Genomic DNA, 23,089 nt, shown 5'->3' with positions numbered 1-23,089 from the left:
CGGCCGCCGGCTATCCCCGGACGAAAAAAAGCCCCGATATACCGGGGCCGAGGGGATGATGCGCCGTTTTGCGGCGCACACCTGAAGCGTGAATCAATCAGACCAAGGTGGTCAGGGCGTTGCGGCTGAACGGCAGGATGTCCACCTCGCGGCCGTCGCGCACCTTGAGTGCCCAGTCCGGGTCGACCAGCAGGGCGCGGCCCACGGCGACCAGGTCGAACTCCTGCTTGTTCAGGCGTTCCAGCAGGTTCTCCAGGCTGGCCGGCTCGGCGACCTTGTCGGTGTTGACCATGAACTGCAGGAACTCGCCATCGAGGCCCACGCTACCGACGGTGATGGTCGGCTTGCCGGTGAGCTTGCGCGTCCAGCCGGCCAGGTTGAGGTCGGAACCGTCGAATTCCGGCTCCCAGAAACGCCGGGTCGAGCAATGGAAGATGTCCACACCGGCCTCGCTGAGCGGCTTGAGGAAGGCTTCCAGCGCCTCCGGGGTTTCCACCAGACGGGCGCTGTAGTCCTGCTGCTTCCACTGCGAGAAGCGGAAGATGATCGGGAAATCCGGACCGACCGCGGCGCGTACCGCCTGGATCAGTTCGATGGCAAAGCGCGAACGCTGGGCCAGGTCGCCACCGTATTCGTCGCTGCGCTGGTTGCTACCGGCCCAGAAGAACTGGTCGACCAGGTAGCCATGGGCACCGTGGATCTCCACGCCGTCCATGCCGATGCGCTGGGCATCCTTGGCGGCCTGGGCGAAGGCGGCGATGACCTCCTGGATATCGTCTTTGCTCATGCCGTGGACCACGACCTTGCCTTCCTTGAGCTTCTCGCTCGGGCCATAGCCCGGCACGCTGGCGTCCGGCTCGGTGCCGAGCTTGCGTACATTACCCACGTGCCACAGTTGCGGGACTATCTTGCCGCCTTCGGCGTGCACCGCTTCGACCACTTTCTGCCAGCCGGCCAGGGCGTCTTCGCCGTAGAAACGCGGCACATTGGGGTAGCCGTTGGCGGCCTTGTGGCCGACGGTGGTGCCTTCGCTGACGATCAGGCCCACGCCGCCGGCGGCGCGGCGACGGTAGTACTCGATGACCTTGCTGTTGGGCACACCGCCCGGCGAGAAGGAACGGGTCATGGGCGCCATCACCACCCGGGTCGGCAGCTCCAGCGCGCCCAGGCTGAAGGGTTGAAACAAGGCTTTTAGCGGATCGGTCATCGTCGTTCCTCTGCCGGCCAAACGACCGGTCGTCTACTCAAGAACCCGCTCAAAGCCTGCTGCGCGTCGGCCATGCTGCGTTGAAACCGGGCTCGGAATGCTCATTTACAGTCGTAAACTCCGCTTCCTCGCCCGATTTCGCCTTGCCTGGCTCTAGCTCGCGAGCCTTTGAACAGGTTCTATGGGGTTATAAAAAATCAGGCGCGCAGCAACAGTTGCAAACGCTGCATGAAGTCTGCGAGGGCGCGGGTGTTGCTCGCCACTTTCAGGCGCGTCAGGGCGCCCTGCCAGGCACTGGTGATAAAGCTCGCCAGACTGCGGCAATCCTCATCGGTGGCCAGCTCGCCGCCTGCCTGCGCCTGCTCCAGGCAGGCCTGCAGAATGTCCGCCGAGCGCTGCAGGATGGCGTCGATCTCGGCGCCCAGGGCCGGCGACAGCTCGGCCATTTCGAAACTCAGGCTGCCGATAAAGCAGTGGTACTCGAGCTTTTCCTGGCGGGCGAAGTGCTCCACCAGCTCGCCGTAGTAGTCGACGATGCGCGTCCGCGGGCTCAACGCCGGGTTGTCCAGCGCCTGGGCATAGCGCTGCAAACGCGGACCATACACCTGCTGCAGGGCCTGCAGGGCGAAGTCTTCCTTGCTGGCGAAGTAGTGGTAGAAGGAGCCCTTGGGTACACCGGCGGCCTGCACGATCTCCTGCACGCCGGCGCCGTGATAGCCGCGACGGGTCATCACCTCGGCGCCTTTGGCGAGGATCAGGTCACGTTTGTCGAGTCGTTGGTTGGCGTTCATGCCGGCAAGGATATGACCGGTCGTCTCGCCCCGCCCAGCACTATAGATTTGTGTGATAAGCGGTCACAACGAAGGAAGCAGGGACAGCCTGTAGCCCGGATGTAATCCGGGAACGGTATCCGCTGCACGGTATTCCCCGGATTGTATCCGGGCTACAGGACTTGAGGGTTTTCAGCTCAGGGCTTTTTCGATGGCCTGGATCAAGGCGGGGTCATCCGGCGCAGTGCGTGGCGAGAAGCGTGCCAGCACCCGGCCGTCGTGGCCGACCAGGAACTTCTCGAAGTTCCAGGTGATGTCGCCGGGGAACTCCGCGCCCTCACCGGCCAGCAGGCGGTACAGCGGATGACGATCATGACCATTGACTTCGATCTTGCTACCCAGGGGGAAGGTCACCCCATAGTTGAGGCTGCAAAACTCGCGAATAACCTCTTCGCTGTCGGGCTCCTGCTCGGCGAACTGGTTGCACGGCAGGCCGAGCACGGTAAAACCTTGTCCGTGGTATTGCTGATGGAGTTTTTCCAGCCCGGCGTACTGCGGAGTCAGGCCGCACTTGGAGGCGACGTTGACCACCAGCACCACCTGCCCTTTGAATGGTGCCAGCGGCAGTTCCTGACCATCCAGCGCACGCAGATTGAGGTCGTGAAAGGCACTCATGACTAACTCCTTGAGAACGCGTCGAATAACCCACGAAGGACAAAAAAGGCGCCTATCTGAAGGCGCCTTTGTCGTTCAACTCAGCTTAGCAGCCGACGGCACAGTTGCTACGACCATAAGTCGTATTGCGCCCTCGACATTGCGGCAGTGGATCAGTGGTGGTGACCACCTTCGCCATGCACGTGGCCATGGGCAACTTCTTCTTCACTGGCGTCACGCACTTCGACCACTTTGACCTTGAAGTTCAGGCGCTGGCCGGCCAGGGGGTGGTTGCCGTCGACGATCACGTCGTCGCCGTCCAGGTCGCGAATGGTGACGATCTGCATGCTGCCGTCCGGGCCGGAGGCGTGGAACTGCATGCCGACTTCCAGTTCGTCGACGCCTTCGAACATGCTGCGATTGAGGGTCGCGACCAGCTCGGCGCTGTACTCGCCGTAGGCCTCTTCCGGCTCGACGGAGACGTCCAGCTCGTCACCGGCCTGCTTGCCGAGCAGGGCTTTTTCCAGGCCGGCGATGATGTTGCCGGCGCCTTGCAGATAAACCAGCGGCGCGCCGCCAGCGGAGCTATCGATCACCTCACCGGCATCGTTGGTCAGGGTATAGTCGATAGAGACAGCCTTATTGGCAGCGATCAGCATGGGGCGAGACCTTTTGCATAGAAATAAAGAGCTGGCAAGTTTAACCAAGGGTGCGCGCGAAAGCGAACCCAGCCCTGACAGACGGCCGGACACGGCCATGACGCGGCTGATTGACTTTGGTCAGGACGCCGACGGCCATTGGCTGGCAATCTTGTCTTGTGGTCATACTCAGAGGTTGTGAAAATATCGAGCGCCGTCGCGAGGCTGTCTCCGGGCGTTCGCGGCAAGGCGCGCTGCGTGAAAAGTGGGGGGAGTTTAGTGAACTAAATGATCCCACTTTTCACGTAGCGCAACGCCGCAGCGGACGTTTGGAGGCGGCCGCAGTAGGTGAGCGTTTTTTCACAACCTCTCAGCACCTGCGCCATCAGCCACCCTGGCAAAATCGCGCCTGGGTACTCGACACCAAACAACGCACTAATCGCCTGGGCCAGCCGTTCGCATGCGGCTGGTGCACGGCAGCTGTCGCCCCCGACAGCGACACTGACAAGGAGCGGTAAATGCCGGCACGCAATATTCTGGTAATCAACTGCGGCAGTTCGTCGATCAAATTCGCCCTGGTCAATGAAGCCCACTCGCAATTCACCCTCAGCGGCCTGGCCGAACGCCTCGGCAGCCACGATGCGGTGCTGCATTGGCAGCGCGGCGGCGAGAAGGACAGCCTGATGATCCCCAATGGCGATCACCGCGCGGCCCTCGCCCAGTTGTTGCCGCTGGTGCAGAGCGCCGCCGGCGGCAAGCTGCACGGCATCGGCCACCGCGTGGTGCATGGCGGCGAACATTTCACCGCGGCCAGCCGCCTGGATGAAGCCACCTTGCGCGCCATTCGCGCCACCGCGCCGCTGGCGCCGCTGCACAATCCGGCCAACCTGCTGGGCATCGAGGCGGCGATCAAGCTGTTCCCCAACCTGACCCAGGTGGCGGTATTCGACACCGCCTTCCACCAGACCCTGCCCGAACACGCCTTTCGTTATGCGTTGCCGGATCACCTCTACCGCGAGCACGGTGTGCGCCGTTACGGCTTCCACGGCACCAGCCACCGTTTCGTCAGCCACCGCGCGGCGGAACTGGCCGGCCTGTCGGTCGGCGACAGCAGTTGGCTGGTGGCGCACCTGGGCAACGGCTGTTCGACCTGCGCCATCGTCAATGGCCAGAGCCGCGACACCAGCATGGGCCTGACCCCGCTGGAAGGCCTGGTGATGGGCACCCGCAGCGGCGATGTCGACCCCAACCTGCACAGTCACCTGGCGCGTACCCTGGGCTGGAGCCTGGAGCGCATCGAACAGTTGCTGAACAAGGAAAGCGGCCTGCTCGGCCTGTCCGGGCTGTCCAACGACATGCGCAGCCTCGAGCAGGCCCGCGAGCAGGGCCATGCCGGCGCGACCCTGGCCATCGAGGTGTTCTGCTACCGCCTGGCCAAATCGCTGGCGGCCATGAGCTGCGCCCTGCCGCAGCTGGACGGGCTGATCTTCACCGGTGGCATCGGCGAGAATTCGCCGCTGATCCGCAGCAAGACCGTGGCCCACCTCACACTGTTCAACCTGGCGCTGGACAAAGAGGCCAACGCCCGCACCGTGCGCGGCGTCGGCGGCTCGATCCAGGCCTATGGCCACCCGCGTGTGCTGGTGGTACCGACCAACGAAGAACGCCAGATCGCCCTCGACACCCTGGCCCTGCTCAACGCCTGAGCCCCCACCGGAGACAACATGCACACCTTCTTTATCTCGCCCACCGGCTTTGGCGTCGGCCTCACCTCCATCAGCCTCGGCCTGGTTGGCGGCCTGGAGCGCGCCGGCCTCAAGGTCGGCTTCTTCAAACCGATCGCCCAACCCCACCAGGGCGACGCCGGCCCGGAACGCTCCAGCGAACTGATCGCCCGCACCCACGGCCTGAACTCGCCAAAACCGCTGGCCCTGGCGCATGTCGAACGCATGCTCGGCGACGGTCAACTGGATGAACTGCTCGAAGAAATCATCAGCCTGTATCACCAGGCCGCCGCCGGCAAAGACGTGGTCATCGTCGAAGGCATGGTGCCGACCCGCCAGGCCAGCTATGCGGCGCGGGTCAACTTCCACCTGGCCAAGAGCCTGGATGCCGATGTGATCCTGGTCTCGGCACCGGAACAGGAAAGCCTGAGCGAGTTGTGCGACCGGGTGGAAATCCAGGCGCAGCTGTTCGGCGGCCCGCGCGACCCGAAAGTGCTCGGGGTGATCATCAACAAGGTGCGCAGCGAAGACGGCGTCGATGCCTTCTGCGCGCGCCTGATGGAGCACTCGCCGCTGCTCAAGAGCGAAGACTTCCGCCTGCTCGGCTGCATCCCCTGGCAGGACGAGCTGAACGCCCCGCGCACCCGCGACATCGCCGACCTGCTCGGCGCGCGCGTGCTCAATGCCGGCGACTACGAGCAACGACGGATGCTCAGGATCATGCTCTGCGCCCGCGCCGTGGCCAACACCGTGCAACTGCTCAAACCCGGCACCCTGGTGGTCACCCCTGGGGATCGCGACGACATCATCCTCGCCGCCAGCCTGGCAGCGATGAACGGCATGCCGCTGGCCGGCTTGCTGCTGTGCAGCGACTTCGTGCCCGATCCGCGGATCATGGAACTGTGCCGTGGCGCGCTGCAAAGCGGCCTGCCGGTGATGACGGTGCGCACCGGCTCCTACGACACCGCCACCGACCTCAACCGCTTGAACAAGGAAATCCCGGTGGACGACAAGGAGCGCGCGCAGAAGGTCGCCGACTTCGTCGCCAGCCATGTCGACCACGACTGGCTGCGCACCCGCTGCGGCACCCCACGGGAACTGCGCCTGTCGCCCTCGGCATTCCGCTATCAATTGGTCCAGCGCGCCAAGGCCGCGGACAAACGCATCGTCCTGCCCGAAGGCAGCGAGCCACGCACCATCCAGGCGGCCGCCATCTGCCAGGCGCGCGGCATCGCCCGCTGCGTGCTGCTGGCCAAACCGGAAGAGGTGCACGCCGTGGCCCAGGCCCAGGGCATCGAGCTGCCGGCGGGGCTGGAAATCCTCGATCCGGATCTGATCCGCGAGCGCTACGTCGAACCCATGATCGAGCTGCGCAAGGGCAAGGGCTTGAATGCGCCCATGGCCTTGGCGCAACTGGAAGACAACGTGGTGCTCGGCACCATGATGCTGGCCCTGGACGAGGTCGACGGCCTGGTCTCCGGCGCCATCCACACCACTGCCAACACCATTCGCCCGGCCTTGCAGCTGATCAAGACCGCGCCGGGCTACAACCTGGTGTCCTCGGTGTTTTTCATGCTGCTGCCGGATCAGGTGCTGGTCTATGGCGACTGCGCGGTCAACCCGGATCCGACTGCGGCGCAGCTGGCGGAGATCGCCGTGCAAAGCGCCGCCTCGGCCGCAGCCTTCGGCATCGAGCCACGGGTAGCCATGCTCAGCTACTCCACCGGCGACTCGGGCACCGGCGAGGAAGTCGAGAAAGTCCGCGAGGCCACGCGCCTGGCCAGGCAGACAAACCCGGACCTGTTGCTCGACGGCCCCCTGCAGTACGACGCCGCGGCGATCGAAAGCGTTGGCCGGCAGAAGGCGCCAAACAGCCAGGTGGCGGGTCGCGCCACGGTGTTCGTGTTCCCCGATCTGAATACCGGCAACACCACCTACAAGGCGGTGCAGCGCAGTGCCGACTGCATCAGCGTCGGCCCCATGCTGCAAGGCCTGCGCAAGCCGGTCAACGACCTGTCGCGCGGCGCGCTGGTCGACGACATCGTCTACACCATCGCTCTGACCGCGATCCAGGCGGCCAACCTGCCACAGTAGCTGCCCGTTCACCCGTATCCGGATGCAATCCGGGTACGGGTATCGGCTAGCACAGAATGCTCGGTCTGTAGTCGCAATGCTGCTCACTTAAACCAAGTGAGCAGCATTTTCTTGTAGCCCGGATAAAGTCCAGGGAAAGTTCGATGCCTGAAAAGCCGCTCCCGGATTGCATCCGGGCTACGCGTGGGGAACCTGGCTTACGACAAGCGCCCTGACATGGCCACTTAAGCGAACAGCATTGCAGCCCGCATCCGGCTTGAAATCCGGACAGGAGGATGACGCCTTTTTCACCCATCCCCGCCCCTGCATGACCAGGCGGTCAGCTCCAGCACTTGCAGTCCGATGCCCAGACGCTAACCTGTGCGCCGACCGACCCGCGGTGGAGCGCCGCGGGCCATGAACGATCCGGGGCAAGACGCCCCCCTTTGCGAAGGCTCCCATGCTGCATTTTCTGCCCGCTGCCCTGCGCGGCCTGCTTGGCGCAAGCCTGCTGGCCCTGAATACCCTGTTCTGGTGCTGGCCGCTGTTTTTCCTCGCGCTGCTCAAACTGCTGCTGCCGATCCCCACCCTCCAACGCTGGTTACGCGACCTCATGCATGCGATCGCCGAGGCGTGGATTTCCTTCAATAAATTCTGGATGGATCTGCTTTCCCAGACCCGCTGGCACATCGAGGGGATCGAGAGCTTCGACAAGCGGCATAGCTACCTGGTGACGAGCAACCACCAGAGCTGGGTCGACATACTGGTGCTGCAATATCAACTCAACCGGCGCATGCCGCTGCTCAAGTTCTTCCTCAAGCAGGAACTGATCTGGGTGCCGGTCATCGGTCTGTGCTGGTGGGCGCTGGAGTTCCCCTTCATGAAGCGCTTCAGCAAGGAATACCTGGCCCGGCACCCGGAGAAGCGCGGCGAGGATCTGGCGACCACCCGCAAGGCTTGCGAGCGCTACAAGAGCAACCCGGTGGCGGTCTTCAACTTCCTCGAGGGCACGCGTTTCACCCCGGCCAAGCATGCCGCGCAGAACTCGCCATTGCGCCACCTGCTCAAACCCAAGGCCGGCGGCATCGCGTTCGTGCTCGACGCCATGGGCGAGCAGTTGCACAGCCTGGTCAACGTCACCATCCATTATCCGCAGGGCAATCCGGGCTTCTGGCAACTGCTCAGCGGCGAGATCGGCGAGGTGGTGGTGAGCTTCAATGAATTGCCGATTCCGCCGCAGTTCATCGGCCGCAACTACGATCAGGACGAAGCCTATCGCCTCAGCTTCCAGCAATGGGTCAACCAGTTGTGGCAAGACAAGGACGCCGAACTGGAGCGCCTGCATCGGCAGTTCGCCGGGCGCCGCTAGTCGCGACAGCCCGCCTGCTAATGCGCGGGCTTGCTACGCAAGGGCAAGGCCTCCCAATCAAGCTGCGCCGGGAACCGCTGCGCGTCCGCCGCCGCCAGCCCCGGCGCGACCAGAAAGCCCTGCATGATCGGGCATCTATGCTCTACCAGCCAATCGCGCTGGGCCAGGGTCTCCACCCCCTCGGCGATGACCTCCAGGCCCAGATTGCGCCCAAGATCGATGATGGTGCTGACCACCGCGGCATCACGCGGCGAGTCGAGCATATTGGCGATGAACAGCCGATCGATCTTCAGCGTGTCCAGCTCGAAATGGCGCAGATAGGCCAGCGACGAATAGCCGGTGCCGAAGTCGTCGATGGCAATCTTCACCCCCAGCAGGCGCAATTGGCGCAACTGCTCCCGGGTGGTCTCCAGGTCCTGCATCAAGGCACCCTCGGTCACCTCCACTTCCAGCTGCGCCGGGTTGAGCTGCTGTTGCTCGAGGATCCGCTGCAGGTCATCGACCAATTGCGGCATGCCGAACTGCACCGGGCTGACATTCAGGCTGAGCACCAGGTCATCGGCAAAGTACTGACTCATGCCGATGCGCTGCTCGATGCCCTTGCGGAAGATCCAGTCGCCCAGGCGGTTGATCAGGCGGGTTTCCTCCAGCAACGGGATGAACACATTGGGGGCCACGGTGCCGGCGACCGGATGCTGCCAGCGCAACAAGGCCTCGAAGCCGCGCAGGCGACCGCTGTCGAGATGGATCTGCGGCTGATAGACCAGGAAGAAATCCTCCTGCTCGATGGCCGAACGCATACTTTCTTCCAGCATCAGCCGCGAGCGTGCCCGGCCGTTCATTTCCGGGGAGAAGAAACGGTATTGCTGACGGCCGGCCCGCTTGGCCTCATACATGGCCATATCCGCGGCACGCAACAGCCCATCGACGGTTTGCCCGCACTCGGGATAACAGGCAATACCGACACTGGCCCCCACGGTCACCTCGATACCGTTGAGACTCTGGCGTACGGAAACCTGTTCGATCAGCTTCTCGGCCACCCGCGCGGCGTCTTCGGGATGACCGAGGCTGTCGAATATCGCGATGAACTCGTCGCCACCCATACGCGCCAGGGCGTCATAGGTCCGCAGGCAGGCTTTGAGCTGCTCGGCCACCCGCCGCAGGAGTAGATCGCCGGTGTCGTGGCCGAGCGAATCGTTGATCCGCTTGAAACCGTCCAGGTCGAGGTAGAGCACCGCCAGGCCCTGACCGCTGCGTTCGGTGCGCGCGATCGCCGCCTCCAGCGCCTGCTGGAAACCACGCCGATTGAGCAGACCGGTCAGGGCATCGGTGACCGCCAGCGACTCCAGCTGAGCGTGCAGGTTGCGCACCACCGACATGTCCAGGGCAAGCACCACCATGGCTCGCTGCTCCCCGGGTAACGGCGAACAGGACAGCGCCACGGGCACGCACTCCCCGCCTCTGGTGCGCAGGCTCGCATCATGCAGCCGGTAGCTCTGGTTGCGCTGCCAATGCCGGTAGAACTCCGACTGCTGCCATTCGCCGTCGCTATGGGGGGCCAGCAGGTGGGTCAGCATGGCGCTGCCTTGCAGTTCGGCGACCGAGCAGCAGAGCATCTGGGCCATGGTCGGATTGGCAAAACGGATCAGGCCATCTTCGCCGACCACCATGATGCCCTCGGCGGCGTTATCCAGTACCGAGGCGTTGAAAGCCCGCGCGCCATCCAGTTGCCGGGTCAGTTGCAACAGCTCGTGGCGGTGGCGCTCATGCTCGAGCAGCGCGTGGATCTTGCGCCGCAGGACCTTGGGGTCGAAAGGCTTCAGCATGAAGTCCACCGCGCCCCTGGCATAGCCCTTGAGCACGGCATCCTCGGACTGGGCAATGGCCGAGACGAAAATGATCGGGGTGAAGCGCGTGCGCGGATTGCCGCGCATGAGCCGCGCCACCTCGAAGCCATCCATATGCGGCATCTGCACATCCAGCAGCACCAGCCCCACGTCCTCTTCCAGCAGACACTGCAAGGCCGCCTCGCCGGAATCGACGCAACGCAACAGCCAGTCGCCGCCATCGAGCAGAGCCTCCATGGACTCCAGATTATCCGGTCGATCGTCCACGACCAGCAGTGTTTGCCTGATGCGTTCTTGCATAAGCTGTGCCTGTACCATATCCCCTCCCACGTCCCTGGTGACGCCTGAATCGAGTTGCCGCCGCCGTGACACGGCACACCCGCCGGCGGCTCCCTGCTATGGCGTTATCACGTCAAACCCTGGCTGGCCACAGCTCAGGGTAGAACATTGCGCAACGGGTCGTTCGCGCCATCCGTAGCGGGCAGCCAGCGCGCCAGCATGTTCAACAGTTCATCGCAGCTGACCGGTTTGGCCAGATAATCATCGGCCCCTGCATCCAGGCATTTCTCCCGGTCTCCCTTCATCGCATGGGCGGTCAAGGCAATGATCGGGATCGTGCACCGATGCTCCTGCTTGAGCAGCCGGGTCGCGGTATAGCCATCCATGTTGGGCATGGCGATATCCATCAGGATCACGTCGAAGGCGCCATCCTGATAGCGGCCGATGGCTTCCACTCCATCCTTGGCCGAGCTGACCGTGAGTCCGGCATCGTCCAGCAGCGCGGTCAGGGCATAGACATTGCGCACATCGTCATCGACCAGCAACACCCGCCGCCCGCCCAGCGCACGGCCCGCCTGGTCGGCAGGCGTGGCCCACGCGTGCTCCGGGTCGCGCACGCCGCCAAGAAAGCCCTGCACGGCAAGGCTCAGCGCCTGCAGATCTTCGCCATGTTTATGCACCACCACCGCGCAATAGTGCCTGAGCCGCTGCAACGCCTGCCGGGTGACATCCACGCCGGTATTGATCACCACCCGCGCGCCATTCAGCGGACGCAGGCGATCGAGGCTCTCGAGCAGATCGAAGCCATCCTGATCAGGCAAATCGAGATCGATCACCAGGGCGCAGAAATGCCGCTCGGCATAAGCCCGACGAGCGTCTGCGGCACTGGCGCTGGTGACCACATCGAAACCCAGTTGCTGCAGATGACCACGGTAGAACTCACGCTCGACCTCGACGTCCTCAACCAGCAAGAGCGCTGGGCCCGGAACCTGGTCGGCCTGCTGCAGATCGGTAAAAACCTGCTCGAGCGCCACGCGGTCGATAGGCTTGACCAGATAGCGCGTGCCGTCATCGTTCCAATCGGCCGGTTGCGGTACACAGGAGATGATGTGCACGGGGATATCGCGATGGCTGGCCTGGCCACGCAAGTGGCGAAACAATTGCCAGCCACTGATGTCCGGCAGCAGGATATCCAGAATCACCGCACTGAAGCGTTCGTGTTGCAGCAGGTTGAGCGCTTGCACGCCCGTACGGCAATGCACGCAGGAAAAACCATGGGCGTGCGCTGCATCGGTGATCACCATGGCGAAATTGGCGTCATCCTCGACGACCAGCACCGCCGGTCCCACACCGCTGCGCTGCGGCCCCTGCTCCTCCGGCTCGCTCTGTACCAGCACCTGCACCGGCAGGTGCACGGTAAAGCACGAGCCTTGTCCCGGCGTGCTTTGCAGGCTGATCTCGCCGTCCAGGGCCTGCACCAGCTTGCGGGTGATGGCCAAGCCCAGGCCGGTGCCGCCGAAGCGACGACTGGTGGAACCGTCGATCTGCTGGAAGGCCTGAAATATCTGCTCGTGGTGCTCGGCCGCGATGCCAATGCCCGTATCGCGCACAATGAAATTCAACTGTTCACGCCCATCGTCACGCCCATAGGGCTCGCAGGCGACCGTCAGGCTCACTTCGCCCCGCTCGGTGAACTTCAAGGAATTGGACAGCAGGTTGCGCAGGATCTGATGCAGCCGCGCCCGGTCGCTGCGGATATCGCGCGGTACCCCGGGCTCCAGCTGGGTACGCAGCTGCAGCCCCTTGAGCTCGGCCAGTGGGCGCATGCTGGCATCCAGTTCCACCAGCATTTCCTGCATGTTCAGCGGCTCCAGCTTGACCTGCATGCGCCCGGACTCGACCTTGGCCAGGTCCAGCACACTGTTGATCAACTGCAGCAGATCACTGCCGGCACGGTGCACGATATCGGCATGCTTGGCCTGTTTGCTCGTCAGGTTACCGGCACTGTTCTGCCGCAGCTGATCGCTGAGGATCAAAATACTGTTGAGCGGCGTGCGCAGCTCGTGGGACATGTTGGCGAGGAACTCGGACTTGTAGCGGTTGGCCAGGACCAGTTGCTCGGCCTGATCGCGCAAACGCTGCTCGGCCGCCTTGCGTTCGCTGATATCGATGATCACCGCCTGCACCAGGGTCTCCTCGCCGCTGCGCAGCGGCGACAACCCCACTTCGAGGGGAATCAGGCGGCCGTCGCGGTGCTGGCCGAACAGGTCGCGGTTGTTGCCCATGCGCCGCGGTTCGGGGTTGTCCTGATAGCCGCGGCGAAACGCCATGTGGCCGTGGCGCAGATCCATGGGCAGAAGCATCTCCACCGGCTGGCCCAGCAGTTCCTGACGCGCGTGACCGAACATCTGCTCGGTCTGCTGGTTGACCATGCTGATCAGCCCCTGGCTGTCGACCAGAACGATGGCATTCGGCGAGGCCTCGACCACCAGGCGGAAACGCTGCTCGGCGGCCTTGCGCTCGCTGATATCGATGATCACCGCCTGCACCAGGGTCTCCTCGCCGCTGCGCAGCGGCGACAGCCCCACTTCGAGGGGAATCAGGCGGCCATCGCGGTGCTGGCCGAACAGGTCGCGGTTGTTGCCCATGCGCCGCGGCTCGGGGTTGTCCTGATAGCCGCGGCGAAACGCCATATGACCGTGGCGCAGATCCATGGGCAGGAGCATCTCCACCGGCTGCCCCAGCAATTCCTGACGGCTGTGGCCGAACATCTGCTCGGTCTGCTGGTTGACCATGCTGATCAGCCCCTTGCTGTCGACCAGAACGATGGCATTGGGCGAGGCCTCGACCACCAGACGGAAGCGCTCTTCGGCACCCTTGCGCGCCCTCAGGTCAATCAGGTTGAGCAAGTAGCTGGCTCCACCGGACACCGCCAACACACTCAGGCTCAGCGTCACCGGAATGCACTCGCCACTGTCACGGTGCGCCTCGTAATCATTGGCCAGCATCGCCGTATCGGTCTCGTCGACCAGTTCGCCGAGCTGGTCGATCGTCGGCAGGAAACGCCGCACCCGCTCCCCGATCAGCGCCTCGGACGTACAGTCGAGCAACTCGGCCGCGCGCCGGTTGGCCATCTCGATACGCCCTTCGGCAGTGCACAGCAGGGTCGCTACCGGCAGGCGCTCGACCAGCAGGCGAAAACGTTCTTCACGCTCGCTCAACTGCTCGGTAGCCACTCGACTGGCATACAACTCGCGCTCGCGCTGGTACAGATAACCGCCCACCAATAACGCCAGCAAACCGGCGGCGGCCAGCCCCATCCACAGGCTGAAGGTCATGCCCTGGCTGCCTGAGGTCGTTGCGTACTGGGCCGTGCCAGCCACATCCAGCAGCCAGGTACGGCCGTAGAGATCCAGCGCCATGGTCTGCCGAAAGGGTTGTTCGAACGCGCCAGGCTGCCCGTCGTTGCTACCCGGCACCAGACTACCGCCGGCCTGCTGATCCGTGAGGGCGATATCGAACAGGCGATTCTGCGCCCCAAGAATCCCCGCCATCAGCTCCTTGATGCGAAAAGCACCATAGACGAAGCCAAACAAGGCGGCACGACGTTCCTCCACGTTGCTCAAGGGCATCCCCGGGCGAAACACCGGCAGGTACAAGAGCACGCCACCCTGGGCGTCTGCTTCGGTTTCCTGACGCAGGATAAGCTGTGCGCTGAGCGTTACATCGCCGCTGCTACGAGCCCGCTCGATGGCCGCCCGCCGTGTCGACTCGCTGAGCATGTCATAGCCCAGCGCCCGCCGATTGCGCCAATCGAACGGGCTGATGTAGTCGATCAGCACATACTCATCGCGCGGGCCAGGCGGAAACGCTCGATAGTCCATGCGCCCGTCGGCCTGTACCTGGCTCAGAAAGTCATCGAGCCGGTGCTGCTCGACATGCCGCGCCCAGCCCAATGCCATGATGCCGGGATAGCGATCCTGCAGGCGCAGCTGCTCGACGGCCCTGTCCCACTCTTGCAGAGAGACCTGTTCACTGCCGATCATCAGCCCGGAAATGCCGCGCAAGACCATTTCGTAGGCACGCATGCGACTGAGCACACGTTGCCCGATATCCTCTGCTTGGAGCTGAAAGCGCTGCTGGCTTGCCTCCCGATTACGGGTTTCCAGCGATTGCCATTGCCAGACGACGCCGCCCCCGAGGCCGAGCAGCAGCACCAAGGGAACCCAGACTGCCAGATGCTTGCGAGGAATAGAGCGCTGCCGGTCTTCCATGAACTCTCCTGAGCCGCTCCCCGTTGAACAGGCACACAGCGCTCGCTTGCTCGGCTAGCGCCAAGCCCTCAGAGCATTCTAGTCAGGATTCGAACGTCCGGCCTTTTGCCAGCACAGAGTCGACAGACGGCAGAAAGGCCCCGTTTTTACTGGGGCCTTTCTCGGTATCGCGAGGTGTTGCTACAGACTTACAGCGGACGCAGGTTGATCTCGACCCGACGATTCTGTGCACGCCCGGCTTCGCTGGCGTTGCTGGCGATAGGCTGGTTCGGCCCGGCACCGTAGGAAGAAATCCGCGCCGCCGGTACGCCATTGGCGGACAGGTAGGAGGCGACGCTTTGCGCGCGGCGATTCGACAGGTTCTGGTTCAACTCCAGCGAACCGGTGCTGTCGGTGTGGCCGACGATGTCGATGCCGTTCTTGTCGAACTCCTTGAACACCGTGACCAGGGAATTGAGGGTCGGGTAGAAGCCGCTGGAAATATCCGCCGAGTTGCTGGCGAAGGTGATGTTGCCCGGCATGATCAACTTCAGGTCATCGCCATTGCGCTGCACCTGCACGCCAGTGCCTTGCAGGGTCTGGCGCAGCTTGGCTTCCTGGGTGTCGACGTAGTAGCCATAGCCACCGCCTGCCGCGCCGCCCACTGCGGCGCCGATCAATGCGCCTTTGGCCCGGTCTTTGCTGCTCGAAGTGGCCGCCCCGATCACCGCGCCGGTCACGGCACCGACACCGCCATAGATTCCGGCTTTACCGGCTTCACGCTCGCCGGTGTAGGGATTGGTGGTACAGCCGGCCAGGAAGGTAATGCCCGCTGCTGCGAATGCCAGATTGCGCCATTTAGTCATGTTTATTCCTTTATTTTTTCGTGTTGATACAGATCTTTATCCGGGTTTTCGAACCTGGATCGGACCTTAAGTTCCGCTCCAGCTTAGCAAGATCCAGCACGAACAATTGCCAATCATGCCCGCACGAATGGGTTCTCGCGCATTTCATCGCCCAGACGGGTCTGCGCGCCGTGCCCGGTAATCACGGTGGCGTCCTCGTCCAGGCTGTACAGGCGCCGCTTGATCGAGCGCTCGATGGTCGGGTAATCGCCGCCCCACAGATCGGTACGACCGATGCCGCGCTTGAACAGGGTATCGCCGGCGATCAGCAGCTTGTCCCGGGGGAACCAGAAACTCATCGAACCCGGCGTATGCCCTGGCGTGTGCAGCGCCACCCCGCAGCCGCAGTCCAGCGCCTGATCGTCGACCAGCCACTGATCCGGCGCAGGCACCGGCACATAGGGCACGCCGAACATGCGGCACTGCATCTCCAGGCCGTCCCAGAGGAACTGATCGTCCTTGTGCAGGTGCAGGGTCGCGCCGGTCTTCTCCTTCATCTGCCCGGAAGCGAGAAAGTGATCCAGATGGGCATGGGTGTGAATGATGCTGACCACCTTGAGGCCATGGGCCTCCAGGCGCGCCATGATCAGCTCCGGATTGCCGCCCGGATCGACCACGATGGCCTGTTTGGTCACGGGGTCGCCGATGATCGTGCAGTTGCACTGCAAAGGCCCGACGGGGAAGGTTTCGCGGATTAGCGCGGGTTTGGCGGGCTGCATAGAGGCTCCTGTAGGTTGATTGGCACAATTCTGGCGCAGTGCGGTTAACGATGGCGACGTTCAGGAAGAAAGGCCCTTATCAGTGGCACGCCCAAATCAGGCATAAAGGGTGGCCCCAACAGACCCGCACATTCAATACCCAGGCAGAGGCAACGGCTCCGACATGGCGAGCTACCCTGCCCCAATCAACGCCAAACAAGGTACATTTACGCCCATCGAGCACGATCAGCAGTACCGGAATGGGGCGACCATGCCGGTTTGAAAGGGAATTGGGGTTATGGATAAAAAGTCGCTTTCCGAGCGGGACATCTGCAGCAAGTACATCGCCCCAGCCGTCCAGCAAGCAGGCTGGGACATGCACAAGCAGGTGCGCGAGGAAGTCAGCTTTACCAAGGGCCGCATCATCGTCCGGGGCAAGCTGCACAGCCGGGGCGAATCCCGCCGTGCCGATTTCATCCTCTACCACCAGACCAACCTGCCGCTTGCCGTGATCGAGGCGAAGGACAACAAGCACTCCATTGGCTCCGGCATGCAGCAAGCCCAGGGCTATGCCGAGGCGCTGGATGTGCCCTTCGTGTTCTCCAGCAATGGCGATGGCTTTTTGTTCCATGACCGCAGCGGCACCGGCAGCCAGGTAGAAACCGAACTCAGCCTCGACCAGTTCCCCAGTCCGGAAGAACTGTGGCAGCGCTACTGCCAGTGGAAAGGCCTGGACGACCAGGCCCGGCACAAGGTCGCAGCCCCCTACTACGACGACGGCTCCGGGCGCAAGCCGCGCTACTATCAGATGAACGCCATCAACCGCACGGTCGAGGCCGTGGCACGCGGGCAGGATCGCGTGCTGCTAGTCATGGCCACCGGCACCGGCAAGACCTACACCGCCTTCCAGATCATCTGGCGGCTGTGGAAGTCCAAGCAGAAGAAACGCATTCTGTTCCTCGCCGACCGCAACATCCTGGTCGACCAGACCAAGAACAACGATTTCAAACCCTTCGGCCAGGCGATGACCAAGATCGCCAAACGGCAGATCGACACCTCCTACGAGATCTACCTGTCGCTGTATCAGGCCGTCACCGGCGCTGAAGAAGAGATGAACATCTACAAGCAGTTCTCCCGCGACTTCTTCGACCTGATCGTGATCGACGAATGCCACCGTGGCAGCGCCGCAGAGGACTCCGCCTGGCGCGAGATTCTCGACTATTTCGCCAACGCCACCCACGTCGGCCTCACCGCCACGCCGAAGGAAACCAAAGAGGTGTCCAGCATCACCTACTTCGGTGACCCGGTGTACAGCTACACCCTCAAGCAAGGCATCGAAGACGGCTTTCTCGCGCCCTATAAAGTGGTGCGTATTGATTTTGACAAAGACCTGCAAGGCTGGCGGCCACCCAAGGGCATGCTCGACAAGAACGGCGAGCTGATCGAAGACCGCATCTACAACCTCAAGGACATGGACCGTAACCTGGTCATCGAGGCGCGCACCCAACTGGTGGCGCAGAAGGTCACCGAGTTTCTCAAGGCCACCGACCCGTTCCAGAAAACCATCGTCTTCTGCGACGACATCAACCATGCCGAGCGCATGCGCCAGGCCCTGGTCAACCTCAACCCCGAGCGTGTGGCCGAGAACCGCAAGTACGTCATGCGCATCACCGGCGATGACCAGGAAGGCAAGGCCGAGCTGGATAACTTCATCAACCCGGAAGCGCGCTACCCGGTGATTGCCACCACCAGCAAGCTGATGACCACCGGCGTCGATGCCCAGACATGCAAACTGATCGTGCTCGACCAGCACATCAAGTCGATGACCGAGTTCAAGCAGATCATCGGTCGCGGCACCCGCATCAACGAGGACTACGGCAAATACTGGTTCACCATCATGGACTTCAAGAAGGCCACCGAGCTATTTGCCGACCCGGCCTTCGATGGTGACCCGGTAGTGATCTACGCCCCCGAGGGCGATGAGTCTCCCGTGCCGCCCGACGATTTGCTCGAAGGCGATGGCATCAGTGCCGGCAGCGATGCCGAGGGCGATGATCTGGAATTTACCGGCGAAGACGGCGGTAAAAAACGCATCAAGTACGTCATCGACAACATCCCGATCTACGTCATCGCCGAGCGCGTGCAGTATTACGGCCCGGATGGCCGGCTGATCACCGAGTCGCTGCACGACTACACCCGCGTCTGCGTAAAAAAGCAGTTCGCCTCGCTGGATGACTTCCTGCGCCGCTGGAGTGATGCTGAACAAAAGAAGGCCATCATCGACGAAATGGCCGCCCAAGGCGTGATGTGGGAAGCCCTGGCTGAAGAGGTGGAAAAGAAGCAGGGCAAGCCCCTCGATCCGTTCGACCTGATCTGCCACGTCGCCTTCGACCAACCCGCCCTGTCGCGCCGCGAGCGCGCCGAACAGGTGAAAAAGCGCAACTACTTCGCCAAGTATTCCGGCGCGGCCCGTCAGGTGCTGGAGGCGCTGCTGGATAAATACGCCGACACCGGCATTGAGCATATCGAGGACATCAAGATCCTCCAGCTCGACCCCTTCAGCCAGATCGGTGCGCCCATCGAACTGGTCAAGGCGTTTGGCGGCAAGGCCGGCTACAACAAGGCCATCCATGAGCTGGAAGACGCGCTTTACGCCAGCTAGCTGAGCGCTTGTAGGGTGCGCCGTGCGCACCAGGGCCAGCTGTAGATTCGTGGTGCGCATGGCCTGGGCGGCCCCGCGTCACCCTACCGATTGCAGCCTCAAGCAATACCATTCTTCCCCAGGCGCCCATGCAACCCATAACGGCTACATAGCCTTTACAATCCCCCGCTTTGCCGCACCTGCCGAGAATTAGTCATGTCGATCAGCTCCACCATCAAATCCATCCAGGACATCATGCGCAAAGACGTCGGCGTCGACGGCGACGCCCAGCGCATCGGCCAGTTGGTCTGGCTGCTGTTCCTCAAGATCTTCGATGACCGCGAGCTGGAATGGGAGCTGATGGACGACAGCTACAAGTCGCCGATCCCCGAAAGCTGCCGCTGGCGCACCTGGGCCGCCGACCCGGAAGGCATGACCGGCGAAGACCTCAAGGGCTTTATCGACAACAACCTGTTCCCCCAGTTGCAGAACCTGCACGAGTTCAGCAACACGCCATCCGCCTTTGTGGTGCGCAGCGTGTTCGAAGACGCCTACAACTACATGAAATCCGGCCAGCTGCTGCGCCAGGTGATCAACAAGATTCAGCAAGGCGTGGACTTCAACAAGGCCCAGGAACGCCACGAGTTCGGCAACCTCTACGAGCAGCTGCTGCGCGACCTGCAGAACGCCGGCAACGCCGGTGAGTTCTACACCCCGCGCCCGGTCACCGAATTCATGGTGCGCATGGTCGACCCCAAGCTGGAAGAAAAGGTCATGGACCCGGCCTGCGGCACCGGCGGCTTCCTCACCTGCGCCATCGAGCACAAGCGCAGCCGCTATGTGAAAACCGCCGAGGACGAACGCACCCTGCAGGCCAGCATCTTCGGCGTGGAGAAAAAGCCGCTGCCGCACCTGCTGGCCACCACCAACATGATCCTGCACGGCATCGAGGTGCCCAGCCAGATCCGCCACGACAACACCCTGAGCAAACCGCTGATCAGCTGGGGCCCGAGCGAGCGCGTGCACTGCATCGTCGCCAACCCGCCGTTCGGTGGCATGGAAGAAGACGGCATCGAGACCAACTTCCCCGCCTCCTTCCGCACCCGCGAGACTGCCGATTTGTTTTTGGTGCTGATCATGCACCTGCTCAAAAACGGTGGCCGCGCCGCCGTGGTGCTGCCCGATGGCTTCCTGTTTGGCGAAGGCATCAAGAGCCGCATCAAGGAAAAGCTGCTCACCGAGTGCAACCTGCACACCATCGTTCGCCTGCCCAACGGCGTGTTCAACCCCTACACCGGCATCAAGACCAACCTGCTGTTCTTCACCAAGGGCACGCCGACCAAACAGTTGTGGTTCTACGAACACCAGTACCCAGCCGGGGTGAAGAACTACTCTAAGACCCGCCCCATGCGTATCGAAGAGTTCGCCGTGGAACAAGACTGGTGGGGCAGTGAGGCCGATGGCTTTGCCGCACGGGTGGAGAACCAGTCTGCCTGGAAGGTCAGCATCGAGGACTTGCAAGCGCGCAACTGGAACCTGGACTGCAAAAACCCGCATATCGGCGAGCAGATCAGCCACGACCCAGACGAACTGCTGCGTAACTACGCCAGCCTGCAAGGCGAGATCAGCGACCTGCGTGATCAGCTTAAGGCGGTATTGGCCGAAGCCTTGGAGCGCCAGGTATGACGGCGTTGCTCACCGATAACCTGCCGCTGCTGGCCGGCGCGCCCAATGGCATCAAGAAGCTGCGTGAGCTGATTCTGGAACTGGCGGTGCGCGGCAAGTTGGTGGCGCAAGATCCGAATGATGAGCCGGCCAGTGAGTTGTTGAGGCGGATTGCCGACGAAAAGGCGCGGTGGGTGGCTGAGGGCAAAATCAGGAAGCAGAAGCCGCCGGCAGAAGTGTCGGACGATGAAAAGCCGTTTGAGCTACCTGCCGGATGGATGTGGACTCGACTTGGTGATATTTGCCTCACTCAAACAGGTACAACGCCGAGCAAGAGCCAATCCGAACTATTCGGCTCGGACGTGCCATTTATAAAACCCGGCGACATCTATCCCGATCAAGTTGACTATAGCGGCGAGGGCTTGTCGTCTTTGGGGGCATCTCAAAGTGGCCGAATAGCAAAAGCCGGCTCCCTTCTGATGGTTTGTATCGGCACAATTGGTAAGTGCAACCTGATTGAACGGGACTGTTCCTTCAATCAGCAAATCAACTCGGCAACTCTTTATAAAGGTCTCCCGCAGTATCTGCGGGTTGCCGCACGATCCGAATACTTCCAAGGCAAAGCCTGGAGCGAGTCATCTAGTACAACCATTGCGATTCTAAATAAAGGAAAGTGGGAAGCTATCCCCCTTCCGCTACCTGGCCTCAACGAACAACACCGCATCGTCGCCAAAGTCGATGAGCTGATGGCCCTGTGCGACCGCCTGGAAGCCCGGCAGGCCGACGCCGAAAGCGCCCACGCCCAACTGGTGCAAGTGCTGCTCGACAGCCTGACCCAAGCCAGCGACGCCACCGATTTCTCCACCAACTGGCAGCGTCTGGCCGAACACTTCCACACCCTGTTCACCACCGAACTCAGCATCGACGCCCTCAAACAAACCCTGCTGCAACTGGCCGTGATGGGCAAGCTGGTACCGCAAGATCTCAGTGAGGGCTTACCAAACCTCCATAGCTTTGGGGCTAAAGCGCCAAAGCTAGTCGATGAAAAAGTCACGCCATATTCAGTTCCATCCCAATGGTACTGGATAAACCTCTGCAATCTTCTCGAAGAGGGACGGGATATCTCATACGGGGTTATTAAGCTTGGAACTGAGCCAAAACAGGGTGGAGTGCCCACCCTTAGATGTAGCGATGTCAAACCTGGATATATAGATTTACGAGGCGTCAGAAAAGTAGCGCATGATATAGAGCGGGACTATATCCGGACACGCCTTCGAGGTGGAGAGATACTTATTAATATCCGTGGGACATTGGGCGGCGTGGCGGTCGTGGACAAAAAACTTGCGGGCTACAACGTCGCAAGAGAAGTTGCTGTTGTTCCGCGTAGTCCAAATTTGAATGCCCAATACCTGTCGATAGCAATGCAGTCTAGTTATTTTTGGCAGAGAATAAATCAGCAGCTTCGAGGAATTGCATATAAGGGGCTTAACCTAGGCGCTTTACGGCTGCTCCCTATTCCTATTCCGCCAGTGGCGGAGCAACACCGCATCGTCGCCAAAGTCGATCAACTGATGGCTCTCTGCGACCAACTGAAAACCCGCCTAACCCAGGCCCGCCAACTCAACGAGCAACTGGCCAGCACCCTGGTCGAGCGCGCCCTTGCCGATGATAGCCAGCAGGCACCAGTTGTCTCGGATCGGCAGGTCGCTCGCACCCTGCTCGCCGCCGAAATCACTCATCGGCTGCATGGCCAACGCACCTTTGGCCAGCGCAAGCTGCAGAAGGTGATTTACCTGGCCGAACATGCGGCCAGGCTCGCCGCGATCCAAGGTGACTACCTGCGCGACGCCGCCGGCCCCCATGATCGCCAGCTGATGAAGCAGATCGAAGGCGAGCTGCAAAACCGCCAGTGGTACGAGCGCATCGAGCGCGAGACCGTTGGCTATGCCTACCACCCCCTTTCCGATGCAGGCCAGCATCGGCAAGTGTATGAAAGCACCTGGCCGGCTGCTGAGCGTGCCACCATTGAACGGGTCATCGAGCTGATGCGGGACTGGGATACGGACCGTTGCGAAAAGACCGTGACACTCTACGCCGCCTGGAACGACTTTATCCTCGAAGGCCGCCCGGTCACCGATGAAGCCATCGTGGCCGAAGTCATGCACCGCTGGAATGACACCAAGCTGCGCTTCAGCAAAGCCGAATGGTTGGCGGTACTCGCCGAAATGAAAAAGCACGAGGCCCTTATTCCAACAGGCTTTGGCAACCGCACCACTGGCGGCATGCTCACCTTGCCAGGCTTCGAGTAATCAAATGGCACTCTGGAAGGCAAGGAGAACACTGCAGATGCCCAAGGTCATTCTCAA

At 62.2% G+C, this 23,089-nt stretch carries 15 protein-coding genes and 1 pseudogene; 8 read left to right on the top strand and 8 right to left on the bottom strand.

The genetic code is table 11. From position 1 onward, the window contains the following. Positions 1 to 97: 97 nt before the first annotated feature. The 4 genes from BM315_RS16455 to BM315_RS16440 form a co-directional block, all read right to left on the bottom strand. Complete coding sequence (locus BM315_RS16455) at positions 98 to 1,207, bottom strand: NADH:flavin oxidoreductase (protein ID WP_090502931.1); 1,110 nt, start codon at positions 1,205 to 1,207, stop codon at positions 98 to 100. A gap of 197 nt (positions 1,208 to 1,404) precedes the next feature. Beyond that, positions 1,405 to 1,998 (bottom strand): TetR/AcrR family transcriptional regulator, encoded by a 594-nt coding sequence (locus BM315_RS16450; protein ID WP_090502929.1) that lies wholly within the window; start codon positions 1,996 to 1,998, stop codon positions 1,405 to 1,407. 171 nt (positions 1,999 to 2,169) lie between these two features. Further along, on the bottom strand, positions 2,170 to 2,652 hold the full coding sequence (locus tag BM315_RS16445) for a glutathione peroxidase (RefSeq protein ID WP_090502927.1): 483 nt from the start codon (positions 2,650 to 2,652) through the stop codon (positions 2,170 to 2,172). A gap of 152 nt (positions 2,653 to 2,804) precedes the next feature. Further along, on the bottom strand, positions 2,805 to 3,290 hold the full coding sequence (locus tag BM315_RS16440) for an FKBP-type peptidyl-prolyl cis-trans isomerase (protein WP_090502925.1): 486 nt from the start codon (positions 3,288 to 3,290) through the stop codon (positions 2,805 to 2,807). On the opposite strand from BM315_RS16440, the gene BM315_RS25530 reads away from it, so the two are divergent. The 5 genes and pseudogenes from BM315_RS25530 (at position 3,289) to BM315_RS16420 (ending at position 8,435) form a co-directional block, all read left to right on the top strand. Then, on the top strand, positions 3,289 to 3,471 hold the full coding sequence (locus BM315_RS25530) for a DUF3565 domain-containing protein (protein WP_425287795.1): 183 nt from the start codon (positions 3,289 to 3,291) through the stop codon (positions 3,469 to 3,471). The genes BM315_RS16440 and BM315_RS25530 overlap by 2 nt on opposite strands. A gap of 166 nt (positions 3,472 to 3,637) precedes the next feature. Next, positions 3,638 to 3,787 (top strand): annotated as a pseudogene (locus BM315_RS25040) (DUF3565 domain-containing protein); the annotation flags it as partial. Continuing rightward, positions 3,788 to 4,975 (top strand): acetate kinase, encoded by a 1,188-nt coding sequence (locus BM315_RS16430; protein WP_090502919.1) that lies wholly within the window; start codon positions 3,788 to 3,790, stop codon positions 4,973 to 4,975. Between the two features lie 18 nt (positions 4,976 to 4,993). After that, a complete protein-coding gene (gene pta / locus BM315_RS16425; RefSeq protein WP_090502917.1) occupies positions 4,994 to 7,087 on the top strand; it encodes a phosphate acetyltransferase in 2,094 nt (697 codons plus the stop codon). Between the two features lie 439 nt (positions 7,088 to 7,526). Continuing rightward, complete coding sequence (locus BM315_RS16420) at positions 7,527 to 8,435, top strand: acyltransferase (protein WP_090502914.1); 909 nt, start codon at positions 7,527 to 7,529, stop codon at positions 8,433 to 8,435. Between the two features lie 17 nt (positions 8,436 to 8,452). Here BM315_RS16420 and BM315_RS16415 read toward each other — a convergent pair whose 3' ends face one another. The 4 genes from BM315_RS16415 to BM315_RS16400 form a co-directional block, all read right to left on the bottom strand. After that, entirely contained in the window at positions 8,453 to 10,600 is a 2,148-nt protein-coding gene (locus BM315_RS16415; protein ID WP_090502911.1) for a putative bifunctional diguanylate cyclase/phosphodiesterase, read from the bottom strand. Between the two features lie 116 nt (positions 10,601 to 10,716). Further along, on the bottom strand, positions 10,717 to 14,835 hold the full coding sequence (locus BM315_RS16410) for a PAS domain S-box protein (protein ID WP_090502910.1): 4,119 nt from the start codon (positions 14,833 to 14,835) through the stop codon (positions 10,717 to 10,719). Between the two features lie 188 nt (positions 14,836 to 15,023). Further along, complete coding sequence (locus BM315_RS16405) at positions 15,024 to 15,680, bottom strand: YiaD family glycine zipper/OmpA-like lipoprotein (protein ID WP_090502907.1); 657 nt, start codon at positions 15,678 to 15,680, stop codon at positions 15,024 to 15,026. 113 nt (positions 15,681 to 15,793) lie between these two features. Then, a complete protein-coding gene (locus BM315_RS16400) occupies positions 15,794 to 16,438 on the bottom strand; it encodes an MBL fold metallo-hydrolase (protein WP_090502905.1) in 645 nt (214 codons plus the stop codon). Between the two features lie 277 nt (positions 16,439 to 16,715). Between BM315_RS16400 and hsdR the strand changes: the two genes are divergently transcribed. From hsdR to BM315_RS16380, 3 genes are all read left to right on the top strand, one after another. Next, positions 16,716 to 19,079, top strand: coding sequence for an EcoAI/FtnUII family type I restriction enzme subunit R (gene hsdR, locus BM315_RS16390; protein WP_090502903.1), 2,364 nt, complete (start codon positions 16,716 to 16,718; stop codon positions 19,077 to 19,079). Positions 19,080 to 19,274: 195 nt separating this feature from the next. Next, positions 19,275 to 20,744: a type I restriction-modification system subunit M gene (locus BM315_RS16385; RefSeq protein WP_090502902.1), complete on the top strand. Its 1,470-nt coding sequence runs from the start codon at positions 19,275 to 19,277 to the stop codon at positions 20,742 to 20,744. Then, a complete protein-coding gene (locus BM315_RS16380) occupies positions 20,741 to 23,032 on the top strand; it encodes a restriction endonuclease subunit S (protein ID WP_090502900.1) in 2,292 nt (763 codons plus the stop codon). The genes BM315_RS16385 and BM315_RS16380 overlap by 4 nt, the downstream gene beginning before the upstream one ends. The last annotated feature ends 57 nt before the right edge of the window (positions 23,033 to 23,089 follow it).

Origin of the sequence: Pseudomonas borbori (assembly GCF_900115555.1) — a bacterium.
Taxonomy (GTDB): Bacteria; Pseudomonadota; Gammaproteobacteria; order Pseudomonadales; family Pseudomonadaceae; genus Aquipseudomonas; species Aquipseudomonas borbori.
Note: the sequence above shows the minus strand (reverse complement) of the source record. Positions and strands in the feature narration are given on the sequence as shown.

Bases quoted from the DNA above. Each gene is read 5' to 3' on its own strand.
- BM315_RS16430 (WP_090502919.1), top strand. From the start codon at position 3,788: ATGCCGGCACGCAATATTCTGGTAATCAACTGCGGCAGTTCGTCGATC.
- hsdR (WP_090502903.1), top strand. From the start codon at position 16,716: ATGGATAAAAAGTCGCTTTCCGAGCGGGACATCTGCAGCAAGTACATC.
- BM315_RS16410 (WP_090502910.1), bottom strand. From the start codon at position 14,835: ATGGAAGACCGGCAGCGCTCTATTCCTCGCAAGCATCTGGCAGTCTGG.
- BM315_RS16415 (WP_090502911.1), bottom strand. From the start codon at position 10,600: ATGGTACAGGCACAGCTTATGCAAGAACGCATCAGGCAAACACTGCTG.
- BM315_RS16420 (WP_090502914.1), top strand. From the start codon at position 7,527: ATGCTGCATTTTCTGCCCGCTGCCCTGCGCGGCCTGCTTGGCGCAAGC.
- BM315_RS16455 (WP_090502931.1), bottom strand. From the start codon at position 1,207: ATGACCGATCCGCTAAAAGCCTTGTTTCAACCCTTCAGCCTGGGCGCG.
- BM315_RS16440 (WP_090502925.1), bottom strand. From the start codon at position 3,290: ATGCTGATCGCTGCCAATAAGGCTGTCTCTATCGACTATACCCTGACC.
- BM315_RS16380 (WP_090502900.1), top strand. From the start codon at position 20,741: ATGACGGCGTTGCTCACCGATAACCTGCCGCTGCTGGCCGGCGCGCCC.
- BM315_RS16450 (WP_090502929.1), bottom strand. From the start codon at position 1,998: ATGAACGCCAACCAACGACTCGACAAACGTGACCTGATCCTCGCCAAA.
- BM315_RS16400 (WP_090502905.1), bottom strand. From the start codon at position 16,438: ATGCAGCCCGCCAAACCCGCGCTAATCCGCGAAACCTTCCCCGTCGGG.
- BM315_RS16385 (WP_090502902.1), top strand. From the start codon at position 19,275: ATGTCGATCAGCTCCACCATCAAATCCATCCAGGACATCATGCGCAAA.
- BM315_RS25530 (WP_425287795.1), top strand. From the start codon at position 3,289: ATGGGGCGAGACCTTTTGCATAGAAATAAAGAGCTGGCAAGTTTAACC.
- BM315_RS16445 (WP_090502927.1), bottom strand. From the start codon at position 2,652: ATGAGTGCCTTTCACGACCTCAATCTGCGTGCGCTGGATGGTCAGGAA.
- pta (WP_090502917.1), top strand. From the start codon at position 4,994: ATGCACACCTTCTTTATCTCGCCCACCGGCTTTGGCGTCGGCCTCACC.
- BM315_RS16405 (WP_090502907.1), bottom strand. From the start codon at position 15,680: ATGACTAAATGGCGCAATCTGGCATTCGCAGCAGCGGGCATTACCTTC.